Source organism: Tamlana carrageenivorans, assembly GCF_002893765.1.
Lineage (GTDB): Bacteria > Bacteroidota > Bacteroidia > Flavobacteriales > Flavobacteriaceae > Pseudotamlana > Pseudotamlana carrageenivorans.
In genome coordinates this window covers 430,432-446,624 of record NZ_CP025938.1, presented here as the reverse complement: position 1 = coordinate 446,624, position 16,193 = coordinate 430,432, and the positions used below count along the sequence as shown (strand labels likewise).

General features: G+C 36.1%; 15 protein-coding genes. 8 read left to right on the top strand and 7 right to left on the bottom strand.

Going from position 1 to position 16,193, the window contains the following annotated elements; genetic code table 11:
- Positions 1-100 precede the first annotated feature (100 nt).
- Together C1A40_RS18630 and era are read left to right on the top strand one after the other, a co-directional pair.
- Entirely contained in the window at positions 101-697 is a 597-nt protein-coding gene (locus C1A40_RS18630; RefSeq protein ID WP_277871385.1) for a BamJ family beta-barrel-assembly machinery protein, read from the top strand.
- 134 nt (positions 698-831) lie between these two features.
- Entirely contained in the window at positions 832-1,713 is an 882-nt protein-coding gene (gene era, locus C1A40_RS02015; RefSeq protein ID WP_102994432.1) for a GTPase Era, read from the top strand.
- Positions 1,714-1,860: 147 nt separating this feature from the next.
- Here the strand turns inward: era and C1A40_RS02010 are convergent, their stop codons facing one another.
- Positions 1,861-2,379, bottom strand: a complete 519-nt coding sequence (locus C1A40_RS02010) for a GTP-binding protein (protein ID WP_102994431.1) — start codon at positions 2,377-2,379, stop codon at positions 1,861-1,863.
- Positions 2,380-2,544: 165 nt separating this feature from the next.
- On the opposite strand from C1A40_RS02010, the gene der reads away from it, so the two are divergent.
- From der to C1A40_RS01995, 3 genes are all read left to right on the top strand, one after another.
- Positions 2,545-3,849, top strand: a complete 1,305-nt coding sequence (gene der / locus C1A40_RS02005; protein WP_102994430.1) for a ribosome biogenesis GTPase Der — start codon at positions 2,545-2,547, stop codon at positions 3,847-3,849.
- Between the two features lie 173 nt (positions 3,850-4,022).
- Complete coding sequence (locus C1A40_RS02000) at positions 4,023-5,027, top strand: sugar kinase (RefSeq protein ID WP_102994429.1); 1,005 nt, start codon at positions 4,023-4,025, stop codon at positions 5,025-5,027.
- 166 nt (positions 5,028-5,193) lie between these two features.
- Positions 5,194-7,548, top strand: a complete 2,355-nt coding sequence (locus C1A40_RS01995; RefSeq protein WP_102994428.1) for a family 16 glycosylhydrolase — start codon at positions 5,194-5,196, stop codon at positions 7,546-7,548.
- Positions 7,549-7,672: 124 nt separating this feature from the next.
- On the opposite strand, the gene C1A40_RS01990 is transcribed toward C1A40_RS01995, so the two are convergent.
- From C1A40_RS01990 to C1A40_RS01970, 5 genes are read right to left on the bottom strand one after another with little or no spacing between them, the layout of a single operon-like run.
- Positions 7,673-8,515, bottom strand: coding sequence for a TPM domain-containing protein (locus C1A40_RS01990; RefSeq protein ID WP_199287734.1), 843 nt, complete (start codon positions 8,513-8,515; stop codon positions 7,673-7,675).
- 6 nt (positions 8,516-8,521) lie between these two features.
- Positions 8,522-8,959, bottom strand: a complete 438-nt coding sequence (locus C1A40_RS01985; protein ID WP_102994427.1) for a TPM domain-containing protein — start codon at positions 8,957-8,959, stop codon at positions 8,522-8,524.
- A gap of 3 nt (positions 8,960-8,962) precedes the next feature.
- On the bottom strand, positions 8,963-9,550 hold the full coding sequence (locus tag C1A40_RS01980) for a LemA family protein (RefSeq protein WP_102994426.1): 588 nt from the start codon (positions 9,548-9,550) through the stop codon (positions 8,963-8,965).
- A gap of 11 nt (positions 9,551-9,561) precedes the next feature.
- Positions 9,562-9,891 carry a MerR family transcriptional regulator gene (locus C1A40_RS01975; protein WP_067151157.1) on the bottom strand — a complete coding sequence of 110 codons (330 nt, stop codon included), beginning with the start codon at positions 9,889-9,891 and terminating at the stop codon, positions 9,562-9,564.
- On the bottom strand, positions 9,891-10,862 hold the full coding sequence (locus C1A40_RS01970) for a M23 family metallopeptidase (protein WP_102994425.1): 972 nt from the start codon (positions 10,860-10,862) through the stop codon (positions 9,891-9,893). The genes C1A40_RS01975 and C1A40_RS01970 overlap by 1 nt, the downstream gene beginning before the upstream one ends.
- A gap of 221 nt (positions 10,863-11,083) precedes the next feature.
- Here C1A40_RS01970 and alaS point away from each other — a divergent pair, with 221 nt between their 5' ends.
- From alaS to C1A40_RS01955, 3 genes are all read left to right on the top strand, one after another.
- Positions 11,084-13,696, top strand: a complete 2,613-nt coding sequence (gene alaS, locus C1A40_RS01965; RefSeq protein WP_102994424.1) for an alanine--tRNA ligase — start codon at positions 11,084-11,086, stop codon at positions 13,694-13,696.
- A gap of 146 nt (positions 13,697-13,842) precedes the next feature.
- Positions 13,843-14,808, top strand: coding sequence for a GSCFA domain-containing protein (locus tag C1A40_RS01960; RefSeq protein ID WP_102994423.1), 966 nt, complete (start codon positions 13,843-13,845; stop codon positions 14,806-14,808).
- Between the two features lie 455 nt (positions 14,809-15,263).
- Entirely contained in the window at positions 15,264-15,878 is a 615-nt protein-coding gene (locus C1A40_RS01955; protein WP_102994422.1) for a DUF4230 domain-containing protein, read from the top strand.
- On the opposite strand, the gene C1A40_RS01950 is transcribed toward C1A40_RS01955, so the two are convergent.
- On the bottom strand, positions 15,867-16,178 hold the full coding sequence (locus tag C1A40_RS01950) for a rhodanese-like domain-containing protein (protein WP_102994421.1): 312 nt from the start codon (positions 16,176-16,178) through the stop codon (positions 15,867-15,869). The two genes, C1A40_RS01955 and C1A40_RS01950, sit on opposite strands and share 12 nt — an antisense overlap.
- Between the last annotated feature and the right edge of the window lie 15 nt (positions 16,179-16,193).

Sequence of the window (16,193 nt, the reverse complement as noted above, 5' to 3'; positions counted from 1 at the left end):
TTTTAATCGTTTAGGACGCTATTGAATAGAAATGAATTATTTGAAAATAAAATTACTAGTGGTGTTATGTTTTTGTCAACTAACCCAAGCTCAAAACCAAATGAAAACAGCAGTCGATTCGGTAAGTTATGCTATTGGTATTGATGTCGCAAAAAATGTAAAATCGAGCTTCGACGAATTTAATGCCGATATCTTTTTTAAAGCTTTTGTTGAAAGTTTCAATAATGGTCAAACTTTACTTGATGAAGCGGCGGCTAAAAGCGTTATAAGAAATTATTTTCTAAAGAAACAAAAAGAAGAGGCCGACAAACTATCTAAACCAGGTACCACCTTCTTAAAGGCGAACAAAGCTAAAGAAGGGGTTTACACCACAGCTTCAGGTTTGCAGTATAAAATTTTAAAAGAGGGTACAGGTGAGAAACCGGCTAAATATTCTAAAGTTAAAGCGCACTACCATGGTACTTTAATAGATGGAACCGTTTTTGACAGTTCTGTTAACCGTGGTGAGCCCATAGAATTTGAGGTTTCGCAAGTTATAAAAGGTTGGACCGAAGGTTTACAACTCATGCCGGTAGGTTCAAAATACATTTTTTATATTCCTCACGACTTAGCTTATGGCGCGAATCCAAGACCTGGAGGAGTTATTAAGCCTTATGCGACTTTAATTTTTGAAGTGGAATTATTGGAAATTTTATAGTATCTGATAGAGTCTTGATTTGCTAGGTTCTTATCTTAATCCCTGCACTTGTAGTAGTTCTTATTTTTTGTAACTATATTTTACATAGAATAAGCCTTGCAAGTTGTAACTTTGTAGCATAAAAATAAAATCGTATGAACCATAAAGCAGGTTTTGTAAATATTATAGGGAATCCTAATGTGGGTAAATCCACCTTAATGAATGCCTTTGTAGGTGAAAAATTATCCATTATCACTTCTAAAGCGCAAACCACAAGGCATCGTATTTTAGGTATCGTTAATGGCGACGATTTTCAGGTGGTTTTAAGTGATACGCCTGGAATTATAAAGCCAGCTTACGAGCTTCAGGCATCGATGATGGATTTTGTGAAATCGGCCTTCGAAGATGCCGATGTGCTTATATATATGGTTGAAATTGGAGAGCAAGCTTTAAAAGATGAAGCCTTTTTTAATAAAATAAAAAGCTCTAAAATTCCTGTGCTTTTATTGTTAAATAAGATAGATAAGTCAGACCAAACACAATTAGAAGAACAAGTGCAATCATGGACTACTAAAGTGCCAAATGCCGAAATTTATCCCATCTCAGCGCTTGAAGGTTTTAATGTAAACGAGGTGTTTAATAGAATTATAGATTTACTTCCAGAATCTCCACCGTTTTACCCAAAAGATCAGTTAACCGATAAGCCGGAGCGCTTTTTTGTGAATGAAATTATTCGCGAAAAAATACTTTTACACTATAAAAAGGAAATTCCTTATGCGGTAGAAGTGGATACTGAGGAATTTTTTGAAGAGGAAAACATTATTAAAGTCCGTTCGGTTATTATGGTTGAACGAGAAACCCAAAAAGGTATTATCATTGGTCATAAAGGCAGTGCTTTAAAACGTGTGGGGGTTGAAGCGCGAAAAGATTTAGAAACCTTTTTTGGAAAACAAATTCACATCGAATTGTATGTTAAAGTCAATAAAAATTGGCGCAGTAATGCGAATCAGTTAAAACGTTTTGGTTATAATAACTAAATCTAATACTAACTTGATGTTTGGATAACACTCAGGTAATCTGTGTGTTGTAGGTTTGACGCAGAATTCTATTTTATAGGTGCTATTTGATTTCGATCAAGCGTAGGTACAAAAAAAATAGGGTTGAGTTAGTTGGTTTTAAAAGCTTTAATTGGTCCTGTAGTTAAGGCTTTTCTTTTTTAATACCTCATTCATAAAATCGTTTAGCAAATGCATTTCTTTAATACTGGAGGCTTTACCAATACTGCCTGCAAAATATAGGGCAATCCAAAGTATAATCATGAAAAGTACAATGCTAAACTGAATGGTATAATCTTGTTCGAGCGTCCAATTGGAGTAGGCCCATATTGCGAAGCCTATAAAAGTACCTGCTACTAAAAAGTGTAAAAACATGAATAAAGTCCAAACTGTAGGACTCGGCCCAAATAGCCCATAAATGCGACTCGTATGGTCGTCGATGGCCGTTATTTCCAGATGAAGCTGGGGTGACCAATAGGTTTGTTTAGCCTTTGGAAGTTTAATAAAAACATGCTCGTCGATTACAGATACAATAAAATCGGATTGCATGGTTTTAGCATTTTTAAAATCACTTAAAATGACTTCGTTATATTGAGGAATTTCAATTTTAAATCTTGGTCGTAAAACAATATCATTGGATAAAGCCATAGAAGCGTGGTTTTGGGATAGTAAAATACTATTTTTTTTGATAAAGGCTAAATTTTATTCTTTTCATAAAAAAGATGTGACAAAGAGTATATTTCCTATTTTTGCACCAGTTTTCAGGACAGCTTAAATAAATCGCTTTTAACCTGTTAACCTTAAATTGAGATTATGAGTAATATAGTAGCCATTGTAGGTAGACCAAATGTTGGAAAATCAACGTTTTTTAATAGATTGATTCAAAGACGTGAAGCCATTGTTGATGCCGTAAGTGGAGTGACACGCGACCGTCATTACGGAAAATGTGATTGGAATGGTAAAGAGTTTTCTTTAATCGATACAGGAGGTTATGTTTTAGGAAGTGATGACATCTTTGAAGAAGAAATTGACAAACAAGTTGAGTTAGCTATTGATGAAGCTGATGCCATTATTTTTATGGTTGATGTTGAAGCAGGGGTAACCGGAATGGACGAAGATGTGGCCAAACTGTTAAGACGTATTAATAAGCCTGTTTTTTTAGTTGTTAATAAAGTAGATAATGCCAAACGTGCCGAAGATGCTGTAGAGTTTTATGCGCTAGGTCTAGGTGAATACTATACCGTTGCCAGTATTAATGGTAGTGGTACAGGTGATTTGCTCGACGCTTTGGTAAAAGTATTGCCAGAAAAAGAAGATGTGGTTGAAGACGAACTACCTCGTTTCGCCGTAGTAGGGCGTCCAAATGCGGGAAAATCCTCTTTTATCAATGCCTTAATTGGTGAAGATCGTTATATCGTAACCGATATTGCAGGAACAACTAGAGATTCTATAGATACCAAATATAACCGCTTCGGATTTGAATTCAACCTCGTGGATACTGCTGGTATTAGAAGAAAGTCTAAAGTAAAAGAAGATTTAGAATTCTATTCGGTGATGCGAAGTGTTAGAGCCATCGAGCATGCCGATGTTTGTATTCTGGTTTTAGATGCTAATCGCGGATTCGACGGTCAGGTGCAAAATATTTTTTGGTTGGCCGAGCGCAATAGAAAAGGTATTGTTGTTTTAGTGAACAAATGGGATTTGGTTGAAAAAGATCATAAATCGGTTAAAGAATACGAAAAAGCCATCCGATTGCAAATGCAACCTTTTACCGATGTGCCTATCGTGTTTATTTCAGCATTAACCAAACAACGTATCTATAAAGCTATTGAAACGGCTGTTGAGGTGTACCAAAACCGTAGTAAGAAGATAAAAACAAGTCAGCTTAACGAAGTTTTACTACCCATTATTGAAAACTACCCACCACCAGCATATAAAGGGAAATTTGTGAAAATTAAGTATATTATGCAGTTGCCTACTCCGCAACCTCAATTTGCTTTCTTCTGTAATTTACCACAGTATATTAAAGACCCGTACAAACGCTTTTTAGAAAATAAATTACGCGAACATTTTGGATTTAACGGGGTGCCAATAAGTGTTTATATGCGTAAAAAATAGAATTTATCAATCCCATATTTACTGTTGATTAAAAATATTTTATTCAGATTTTGGATAATGGAGTTTTAGAGTATTTGATATAAATTTTGAAACTTTCATTTTTATAAAATTTCCCTAAAACATATATTTTTATGGCAGATATTGGTTACTTTTAGCCCTTCAAAATAATATTTATGAGTCAGATTATTACCTTCGGTGAAGTTTTAATGCGTTTATCGCCATTCGGAAATAAAAAATTTATTCAAGCCAATACATTAGAGTTCTATTTTGGAGGTACCGAATTAAATGTGGGACTTTCTATCGCTAATTTTGGGGGTAATGTTAAGCATATTACCTGTATTTCGGACGATTTTATTGGAGATACCGCTATTTCTTATTTAAATAAATTCGATTTAGATACCACTGCTATTGTTCGTTCTGGTCGCCCTTTAGGCGTTTACTTTTTGGAAGTTGGTGCTGTAATGCGCCCAAGTTCCATTTCCTATAACCGATCGCACTCGGCATTTTCAAGTATTCAACCAGAAATGGTCGATTGGGAGTCGGCTTTAGCCGATGGTTCTTGGTTTCACTGGACTGGAATTACGCCAGGATTAACACAAGGGAGCTTCGATACCTTAAAAGAAGGCTTAAAATTAGCAAAGAAAAAAGGGATGCAAGTTTCTGCCGATCCAACCTATAGAAGTGGGTTATGGAAATACGGTGTGAACGCCAAAGATGCCTTAGTAGAATTATTGCATTGTTCTACCATTTTTATTGGTGGTATTAATGAAATGAATGAAGTTTTAGGTACCGAATACGGTTATACTAACGAAGAATTTATTGAAGCTAGTAAATTACTTATGGAAACCTTTCCTTCCATTGAAAAAGTATTTGATAAAATAAGAACTTCTATTAATGCTTCTTGGCATAAAATTAGAGCTAGAATGTGGAACGGCGAAGAGTTTAGAGAAACTCAAGATTTCGATATCACGCATATTGTAGACCGTATTGGTACTGGAGATGCTTTTGCAGCAGGACTCATTTATGGCTTACAACATTTTGATGATTATAAGTCTATGGATTACGCAAGTGCAGCCTGTGCTTTAAAGCATACGTACGAAGGTGATGTGAATTATGCCACCATCGATGAGGTTACAAGAATTTTAGACGGAAACGTTTCTGGACGTTTTAATAGATAAGAGGCGTTGTGCTTTTAAAGATAAAAGGAAGTTATTCGGTTTAGAATAGCTTCTTTTTTTTGTACTATTTTTATTTCAAGATAATTTTGTGCTGCAAGTGGTTAATTTTGTGTTACTTATCTCTTTGTGCCTCCTGTAGTTTTGTTTAGAACTTAAACTAAACAAGATGAAAAATTCAAATTTTTACCAAAAGCACCGGAAATTTTTTCTGAGTGCAACGAGCTTTTTATTGCTTACAATTGTGGCATATGCTCAAAAACCAACCAAAACTGAGAATCCTTCCGATCAATGGGCAATTAAGTGGAATGCCTCCGATGAGTTTAATAATAGCACGCCAGATTGGGCTAAATGGATCAAAACAGGGAACCTTCCTAACACCACAGCATGGAAGTGGGACAACCAGCAAAATGTTAAAATATCAGACGATGGAGTTGCCGCTCTAACCATGCGTCAAAACCCGAATAATGCTTCAGATAGTGGTACCTATTTCAAATCGGGAATTCTTAAATCCTATAATACCTTTACTTATGGCTATTTTGAAGCTAAAATTAAAGGTGCACATATTGGAGAGGGCGTTTGTCCTTCGTTCTGGCTATACAGTAATTTTGATTACACTGTAGGTGAAGGCCAAACTGTTTACAGCGAAATAGATATTGTTGAATTACAACAATTCGATTGGTATGAAGGCCACCAAGACGATGTTAGAGATATCGATTTAAATCTTCATGCTGTAGTTAAACAAAATGGACAAGGTGTTTGGAGGCGACCAAAAATGCACCCAGACGAACAATTAAATAAATGGAGAGCGCCTTGGGACCCAACTCAAGACTTTCATATTTATGGTTGTGAGGTAAACGAGCAAGAAATTATATGGTACATAGATGGCGTTGAAGTAGCTAGAAAACCTAATACTTATTGGCACCGCCCAATGAATGTTACTTTGTCACTCGGACTAAGAAAACCATTTGTGGAATTCTATAATAACCGCAATAATGCCGTGAACCCTGAATCTAGTGCCGCAACTAGAGAGAAACTAAAGGACATTCCAACAACCATGTACGTGGATTATGTTCGTGTTTGGGAAAAGAGTGACACCTCGGTTACACCGCCAAGTTCATCGATTGGAGTGATAGAAAATAACGGGTTTGAATCCGGCGATTTAACCCATTGGGATGCTAGTAGCGGGGCTTCAGAAGTTTTAAGAAACAATGCGAGTAGTGGGCAGCATGCTGGGTATGTAAATAATTCGAGCATCGCACAATTAGTGACTTTAAAAGCGAATACAACTTACAAGGTTACAGCTAAAGGTAAAGCGGCTAACTCAGGAGTTTCAACCTTTTTGGGTATTAGCGAATCTTCAAGCAATACGCTTATTGGAAATTATGAGTTTTATAGTACATCATATAGTACAGGTGAAGTTTCTTTAACTACAGGTAATAGTGATACCGTTTACCGTATTTGGTATTGGTCATCAGGACAAGGTTATTGTGATGATTTTACCCTTGAAGAAGTTGACGGAGACGCTAGTCAGCCGGTAGCTGTTACTGGAGTAAGTTTAAATAAAACGACGGCGACTATAGAGAAGGGAAATTCAACAACGTTATCTGCTAACGTGTCCCCGCAAAATGCGACCAATAAAAATGTAACTTGGCAGGTTAGTAATAGCCAGGTGTTGTCGGTGAGCAACGGACAAATAACAGCATTAAAGGCAGGGAATGCCTCGGTAACAGTAACGACACAAGATGGTAATCACGTAGCCAGTTGTAATATCACGGTTACAGAAGTAACCGGTGATGGAAGTGGAGATGATGGATCTAGCAATACAGAGGTACCTCAATCAGGCCAAACTATTTCATTGAAATCTTCAGAAGGACTGTTTCTAACGGTAAATACGGGTGCTCAAACCGCTATACAGGCTACACAAAATAATGTTAATAGTAAAGAGCAGTTTGTTGTTGTTACTGAAGGAAATTTTATAGGTCTGCAATCTGTTAGTACAAACAAATATGTAACCACGGCATCAGATAATACCATAAAATGTGGTGCTTCAGGGGTGTTTAATAGACAGCAGTTTGCTTTTGAGTCTAATGGTTCAGGAGGCTTTTATATTAAATCAAAAATTAATGGTTTGTATTGGAAGTTAGATCAAAACAGTTCGGCTAAAGGAATTTCAGCAACAGCTTCTAAAAATCAAGCGTCTATTTTTAACTGGGATGTTGTAGGAGCAACCAATAAGCAACAAACCTTAAAAACATCGAATGATGAAAGTTTAGCTGCCGATAAAATTAATGTGTATCCTAACCCTTATTCGAGTGGTGAATTAACTATTAAATTGGCAAAGGCGTATACAGGATCTATAGAGTTCAAAAATATTAATGGTCAAGATGTACTAAGATTAAATGTGAATAATCAGAACCACATTAATATAAGTAATTCAGAACTTCGTTTACCAAGAGGCTTGTATTTTATAAGTTTAAATATTGAAGGAAAAACCATGGTGAAAAAATGGCTTGTGAATTAGTATTTTAGTCATTTCTATATTGAAGTAAGAGCATTAAAAAGTCCGTCCAAAAAACTTGTTTGGACGGACTTTAATTATAAGACACATGTGTAATGTGTCGAAGTTATGATGTTTTATTTAATGATTACCAGCCCCCAGAAGCACCGCCGCCGCCGAAGCCACCGCCACCAAAACCGCCTCCGAAACCACCTCCAAAGCCACCACCAGAACTTCCGCCCCAGCCGCTAGAACCTCGATTGTAGTTACCACGCCCCATATTGCTTAAAATAATAGCGTCCCAGATATCAAAACCTCCAGAGTTATTACCGCCATGACGTCCACCGCCACCGCCGCGTTTGTTTTTAATATAGGACAGAATAAACATTAAAGCAATAAATCCGAAAACAAGAAATGGGATTACCGAATTTTCTGGGTTGCCCGAAGTAGGGCGAGATTCTTTATATTCGCCCTGCATGACTTCAAAAATCGCATCAGCACCTCTGTTTAATCCGCCAGGAAAATCACCTTTTCTAAAATATGGAAGGATGTCGTTTTCAATAATACGCCTGGACATGGCATCGGTTAAAAGATGCTCTACGCCATAGCCTGTGTTTATAGCAATTCGGCGGTCATCATTCGCTAGAAGAATTAATATGCCATTGTCTTCTTCGGCTTGACCAATTCCCCAAGCTTCACCCCATTGGGCGCCTAAAAAGTTAATGTTTTCGCCTTCGGTAGAACGAATAATAGCGACAACAATTTGCGTTGAGGTCGTGTCGGAATACCTAACCAGTTTTTGTTCTAAATTTTGTTTTTCGCCACTAGAAAGTAAGTTCACATAATCGTAAACACTAGTTTGGAATTTGGGCTTTTCAGGAATTTTAAATTGAGCAAAAGAAATACTCATGCTAAAAAGCATCAAAACAACGCCTAAGCCTAAACTTTTAAAGTTAAATATAGATGTTGTTTTGTGTTTTAAATAGGTCATAAAGTTTTAGCCTTTTGAGATGTCGTTAGGAAGCTCGTTGATGTCATCAGTTTTATAAGGAAAGTACTTTTGTAGCCTGTCGCCAGACCTTAAAACACCATCAATCAAACCTTGTTTAAAATGGCCTTTCTTAAAGTGGGCCTGCATAATGTCTTTGGTGCAATCCCAAAAATCGGGTTCAACCACTTTATTGATGCCTTCATCACCATAAATAACAAAAGATTTATCTGCAACGGCTACATAGATTAATACGGCATTTTGAAGCTTTGTGTTATCCATTTTTAAATGATGGAAAACTTCTAAAGCGCGATTTGTGGGGTCGCTATTTGCCGATTTTTCAATATGCACACGTATTTCTCCAGAGGTATTTAATTCGGCCCTTTGGATGGCGTCAACAATTTCTTGTTCTTCTTTAGCGGTTAAAAAATCTTCTTTATTAGACATGTTTTAGAACTCTACTGTTGGTGCGTTTTCACTGCCTGGAGCACTTTTAAAGCGTGCCATTTCTTCAAAACCAAAAAGACTGGCTAAGAGTTTAGCAGGGAATTTTTTTATGAATTTATCGTAAATGTTAACCTTTTCGTTATAGCGATCTCTGGTTACATTAATGCGGTTTTCGGTGCCTTCTAACTGCGATTGTAGCTCTAAGAAATTTTTATCGGCTTTCAAATCTGGGTAGCGTTCTACGGTTACTAAAAGTTTAGAAAGCGCTCCGCTTAACCCTTGTTGAGCTTGTTGAAATTGTGCCATTTTTTCTGGTGTCAGGTTGTTGGCATCAATAGTTGTTTTTGTAGCTTCAGAACGAGCCTTAATAACGCCTTCTAAAGTTTCTCTTTCATGCGCGGCATAACCTTTTACTGTCGATACTAAATTCGGAATTAAATCGGCACGTCGCTGGTACGAGCTTTCAACATTAGACCAAGCTGTTTTGGCATCAGCTTCATATTCAACTGCGGTGTTGTTAAAGTTTTTAGCCCAAGAGTAAATTCCAATGACAACAATAGCGACGATAATCCATGGTAAAAATTTCTTCATGATGTTCTAGTTTAAAGGTGTTGTTTTATTTTAATGAGTTGATTTTTTATGCTTTCTAACTTGCTAACAATTTCAAAAGTATTTAGAGCTTGTTTTTTTTCTTCTTTCAAGTGCGTTTTAGCTCCATCAAGGGTAAAACCACGCTCTTTTACCAAATGATAAATAAACTTTAAGTTTTTAATGTCTTCGGGGGTAAACTTTCTATTGCCTTTAGCGTTTTTCTTAGGTTTAAGAACATCAAATTCTTTTTCCCAAAAACGTATTAAAGAGGTATTCACATCAAATGCTTTGGCGACTTCACCAATACTATAATAGCGTTTTTCTGGGAGGTCTATATGCATTAATCTAATGATTGATTTTCTAATGAAGCATGCTCCAATAGTTTATTAAATTCTTCTGCGGTTAAACTACCGTAATAGAAGTTGATAGGGTTAATGCGTTCTCTATCTTTAAAAATCTCGTAGTGTAAATGTGGTCCTTGAGATCGCCCTGTACTGCCCACAAATCCGATTAGGTCACCACGTTTTACTTTTTGGTTTTTTCTAACATTGTATTTGTATAAATGCGCATATAAACTTACGTACCCATAGCCATGATCTATTCTAATATGGTTACCATAACCTGTCGATTTTGAATCGGCACGAGTAACAATACCATCACCTGTGGCGTAAACTGGCGTACCTCTAGGGGCCGTAAAATCCATACCCCGGTGCATTTTTCTAACCTTTGTAAAAGGGTCGCTACGCATACCGTAACCTGAAGCCATTCGGGTTAAATCTTTATTGCTTACAGGCTGAATAGCAGGAATGGCAGCAAGTAGTTTTTCTTTGTCTTCGGCAAGTTTTGTAATTTCATCTAACGATTTGGATTGTACTACAATTTGCTTCTGTAAAATATCCAGACGTTTATTGCTTTCAATAATCAATTTAGAGTTATCAAAACCTTCTAAATTTTTGTAGCGATTTATTCCACCAAAACCAGCACGACGTTGTTCTTCAGGAATGGGGTTGGCTTCAAAATACACTCGGTAAATGTTATTGTCACGCTCGGCAACATTCGCCAAAACAGTTTCGGCGTGTTCCATTTTTTTATTCAGTAATTCAAATTGTAATTGCGCGTTTTGAAGCTCTCTTTTTAAGGCGCGCTCTTTTGGCGATTCAACATACTGACTTCCAATAAAAACGAATATAAAAGCGAAAAAAGCCGTTCCTAAAATAAAGAAAAAGGCATACTTAAAAGTAGTGCGTTTTTTACGCTGTATTTTTCTATAGGAAAGCGTATCAGGATCGTAATAATATTTTACCTTACTCATTTCTTAAATTATGCTATTTTTGCAGCGCATTGAAGGTGTTTTTTCATCTTCGGTTATGCCGTTAACCGACAAACCTACAAAAAATTATTATAAACAATTTTAATAATAGTAGCTTTGAAGTTTAATGCTGAACCAAATTTAAAATAAATTTGTAGCATAAATATAAAAATTGTTTCGCATAATCGCTAATAGATTCGAAATAAGGTGTTTAAAAATATTACATGAAATCACAAGACGTCCGCGCTAAGTTTTTAAGTTTTTTTGAAGAAAAACAACATAGTATTGTGCCATCGGCACCCATGGTTTTAAAAGATGACCCAACCTTAATGTTCGTTAATGCAGGTATGGCGCCTTTTAAAGAATACTTTTTAGGGAATGCCGAGCCTAAAAATAAACGTATTACAGATACTCAAAAATGTTTACGTGTTTCTGGAAAACATAATGACCTTGAAGAAGTAGGGTATGATACTTATCACCATACCTTGTTCGAAATGTTAGGGAACTGGAGTTTTGGCGATTACTTTAAAGAAGAAGCCATCGCTTGGGCTTGGGAACTGTTAACCGATGTTTTTGGTATCGATAAAGATATGCTTTACGTTTCCGTTTTTGAAGGCAATAAAGAGGATGGCCTTGATATGGATACCGAAGCTTTTGATATTTGGAAAAAATACATTTCAGAAGATCGTATTCTAACGGGTGATAAAAAAGATAACTTCTGGGAAATGGGCGATCAAGGACCTTGTGGACCTTGTAGTGAAATACATGTAGATATCCGTTCGGCGGAAGAAAAAGCTAAAGTGCCAGGAAAAGATCTTGTAAACCAAGATCATCCGCAGGTGGTTGAAATTTGGAACTTGGTTTTCATGCAGTACAACCGTAAGGCAAACGGTTCTTTAGAGTCCTTACCGAATAAACACATTGATACCGGAATGGGCTTTGAGCGTTTATGTATGGTTTTACAAGGCGTACAGTCTAATTACGATACCGATGTTTTTACGCCTATAATTAAGGAAATTGAAACCATTACCAATAAAACATATAGAAAAGACGAAAAAGTAGACGTTGCTATACGGGTGATTGCCGATCATGTGCGTGCTGTGGCCTTTTCCATTGCCGATGGACAGCTGCCAAGTAATACAGGAGCAGGTTATGTAATTCGCAGAATTTTACGTCGTGCCGTGCGTTACGGATTTACGTTTTTAGATAAAAAAGAACCTTTTATTTACAGACTTGTCGACGTTCTAGATAAAAAAATGGGCAAGGCCTTTCCAGAGCTAAAAGCCCAAAAACAATTGGTCGAGAACGTGATTAAAGAGGAAGAACAGTCTTTTTTAAGAACCCTAGATCAAGGTTTGGTGCTTTTAAACCGAATTGTTGAAGAGACTAAAGGCGATACCGTTTCTGGAGCAAAAGCTTTTGAGTTATACGATACTTACGGCTTCCCAATCGATTTAACGGCTTTAATACTTTCTGAAAAAGATTTAAAATTAGATGAAGCTGGTTTTAATGAAGAGCTTCAAAAACAAAAAAACCGTTCGCGAGCAGCTAGTGAAACCTCTACAGAAGATTGGACTATTTTAATTGAGGATGAAGATGAAGAATTTATTGGTTACGATGCGCTTCAGGTTAATGTGAAACTAACACGATACCGAAAAGTGAGTTCTAAAAAGGACGGCGATATGTATCAGTTGGTATTTAATTTAACACCGTTTTATCCTGAAGGTGGTGGCCAAGTTGGTGATAAAGGTTATCTGGAAGATGCTTATGGCGATGTGGTTTATGTTTTAAATACGAAGAAGGAAAATAATGTCATCATTCACTTTACAGAAACCTTACCAAAGCATTTAAACGAGCCATTTAAGGCGGTAGTCGATGAAAAACAACGTCACAGAACCGAATGTAACCATACTGCAACACACTTGTTACATCAGGCCTTGCGTTCTATTTTAGGAACTCATGTGGAGCAAAAGGGGAGTGCGGTACATTCAAAATATTTAAGATTTGATTTCTCGCATTTTTCTAAATTAACTGAAGATGAAATTCGAGATGTGGAAAGTTTTGTAAATGCAAGAATTAATGGAAAAATTCCTTTAGTTGAAAAACGCAATATTCCTAAAGAAGAAGCTATCGCTGCTGGAGCTATGAGTTTGTTTGGTGAGAAATATGGCGATACGGTTCGTTCTATTCAGTTCGGACAATCTATCGAACTTTGTGGAGGGACACACGTAAAAAATACAGCCGATATCTGGCATTTTAAAATTGTTTCTGAAGGCGCTGTAGCGGCAGGAATTAGGCGTATTGAAGCCATAACCGGCGATGCGGTTAAAGATTTCTATTCGGAAAATAACCGTTTGTTTATTGAAATGAAAGGCTTGCTTAATAATGTCAAAGAACCTGTAAAAGCACTTCAAAATTTACAAGAAGAAAATACAAGCCTTAAAAAGCAAATTGAAGCTTTGTTGAAGGATAAAGCAAAAAATATAAAGGGCGAACTTAAAAGTGAACTCACCGAAATTAACGGCATTCAGTTTTTAGCAAAGAAACTCGATTTAGACGCGGCAGGATTAAAAGATGTGGCTTTTGAATTAGGAGGCGAAGTAGAGCATTTATTCTTGTTATTCGCTACCGAAAATGAAGGTAAAGCCTTGTTGTCTTGCTATATTTCTAAAGATTTAGTTGCTAGTAAAGGCTTAAATGCTGGACAGGTCGTTCGTGAATTGGGTAAATTTATTCAAGGCGGCGGCGGCGGACAACCATTTTTTGCAACTGCTGGCGGGAAAAACCCAGAAGGGATCGCCCAAGCGTTGGCGGAAGCTAAGAAGTATGTGAGTTAAATAATAGTTGCAAAGTAACAAAGTAACAAAGCTGCAAAGTTTCAAAAGTAGATTAGTATCTCTGAAGCTTTGCAGCTTTGAAATTTATAAGCTCCGAGTATTTGTAACTTTGTGTTTCTGAAACTTTGTAATTCTGAATCAAAAATATGAACCTTCAAACTAAAATACCTTTAAAAAAAAGCTCTAGTCATTTAATAGATTATAGCTCTAAAGTGTTTTTAATGGGCTCTTGTTTTTCTGAAAATATAGGGGATAAACTCACTTATTTTAAATTTCAAACCAAACAAAATCCGTTTGGGATTTTTTTTCATCCTCTAGCCATTCATAAGCTTATTAGCCGCGCGATTTCCAGTGCACATTATAATGATGCCGATGTGCTATTTCACAACGAACAATGGCATGGTTTTGATGCGCATTCTAAATTAAGTAACGTCTCAAAAGAGCAACTTCTAAAAACTTTAAATACCCGTTTACAAGAAACATATAACGATTTAAAATCGGCTTCACACCTGGTTATTACTTTAGGAACGGCTTGGGTGTATCGTTATAAGGAAACGAATCAGGTTGTGGCAAACTGTCATAAAATTCCGCAGAAGCAATTTTCGAAATCGTTGTTGTCGGTTCACGAGATTGTTGAGGTATTAAAGTCTATGGAAGCCCAGGTAAGACGAGTTAATGAGCAAGTATCCATTATTTATACCGTTTCACCAGTTAGGCATTTAAAGGATGGCTTTGTGGAAAACAATCGAAGTAAAGCGCATTTAACCTCGGCTATTCATCAGTTTTTAGATGAAAATGAGGCTAACATGACATCCAATTCATTTTACTTTCCTTCTTATGAAATCATGATGGACGAGCTTAGGGATTACCGTTTTTATGCTGAAGATATGGTGCATCCCAATGCCTTGGCCATTCAATATATTTGGAATGCTTTTGTTGACACTTGGATTTCAAAGAACGCTTTAAAAACTATGGATGTTATTGATGGTATTCAAAAAAGCCTTCAGCATCGTCCCTTCAACGAAAAATCTGAAGCTCACCAAAAGTTTCTTCAAAAATTAGAATCTAAAATAGTAGATGTAAAAAACTGTTACCCGTATATGTCCTTTTAATAAAGTTGTAATTTTTAAGCGACGTTAAAGAATGCATTAAGCTATTGTTTCATCTTATTTTAATTGCATTTTATCGAAAAACATATTTGTCCTTCTATGAATAGTTGTATCTTTAAAGCTGCTATTAATCAGTTTATCCAAAAAGCATCATGAGCCAAGTTTAAAAGGGGGTTTTTGGTGCTTTTTTTGTGGAACTTTGTCGGATGCTTTCTTTAATGTCAAATTTGTATTGAAATAATATACTAAAAAGGGTGATTTATTACCGTCATTTCAATTTAGTATTGGTATATCATCTTATAAGATTTGTTTAACATTATGGTAATACAAAGCGCCTAAATCTCTAGTATCTTTGATACTGTTTAGTTTAGACAACTTAATTAACATTGGTAGACTTCATCTGTCGAAGGAACTGATGTTTTTTTGTTTTAAGAATGAAAATTTTTCTAACTTAGTACATGCGAAAAATTTTAATTGGTGTTGTTATTACTTTGGTTGCGCTTTACGCTGTCAAGTCTTGTGAAAGACAAAAAGCTGAAAAAACCAAGCTTGTAGAAAACTCAGCGCTCATAAAACAGCAAATTAATAATGTAGGGAAACTAGTGGTTACCGAAGGCCACTTTAGTCAGGTTTTTAATTATCAAAACTCAAAAGATCTTTTAGGGAATTATCTAACGCTTGAAAAGAAAGCTTTAGTGGTTGTAAATGCTAATGTTACCGTGGCCTACGATTTAAGTAAAATTGAATTCAAAGTTGATGAAGCCTCAAAAACATTGTCGATTTTGAAGATTCCTGAAGAAGAAATTACCATAAGTCCCGATTTTGAATATTATGATGTTCAGGCCGATTTTTTAAATCCCTTTGAGGCTCAAGATTATAATAAGATTAAAAACATTGTTAATGCGTCTTTAAAGAAAAAGATAAATCAATCACAATTAAAAACAAATGCCAAAAACCGGTTGATTAGTGAGTTGTCTAAATTTTATATTCTAACCAATTCTTTAGGTTGGACTTTAGAATACAACCAAACGCCCATTAATCAAGTCGATGATTTTAAAGGTTTAAAGCTCTAGTTTTTTATATAAGGACATCCAGCCGCCTCCATTGATGGCTTCAATATCATTAGATTTTAAAATAGCGGCAGCACTTGCCGATCGTATACCGCTAGCACAACAAGTTATAACAGGTTTTTGAAGTTTCTTAATACTTTCAATTTTAGAGCTAAGTGTTTGTAATGGTATATTTTGTGAACCCGGTATAGCACCTTGCTGGTATTCTGAAACCGATCTAACATCTAAAACAATAGCATTTCGCGATTTAAAATCCTTGATTTTTTCGTTTTTGTTACCGAAAATAAAACTAAATATGCCCATAAGTTATGAATGTTT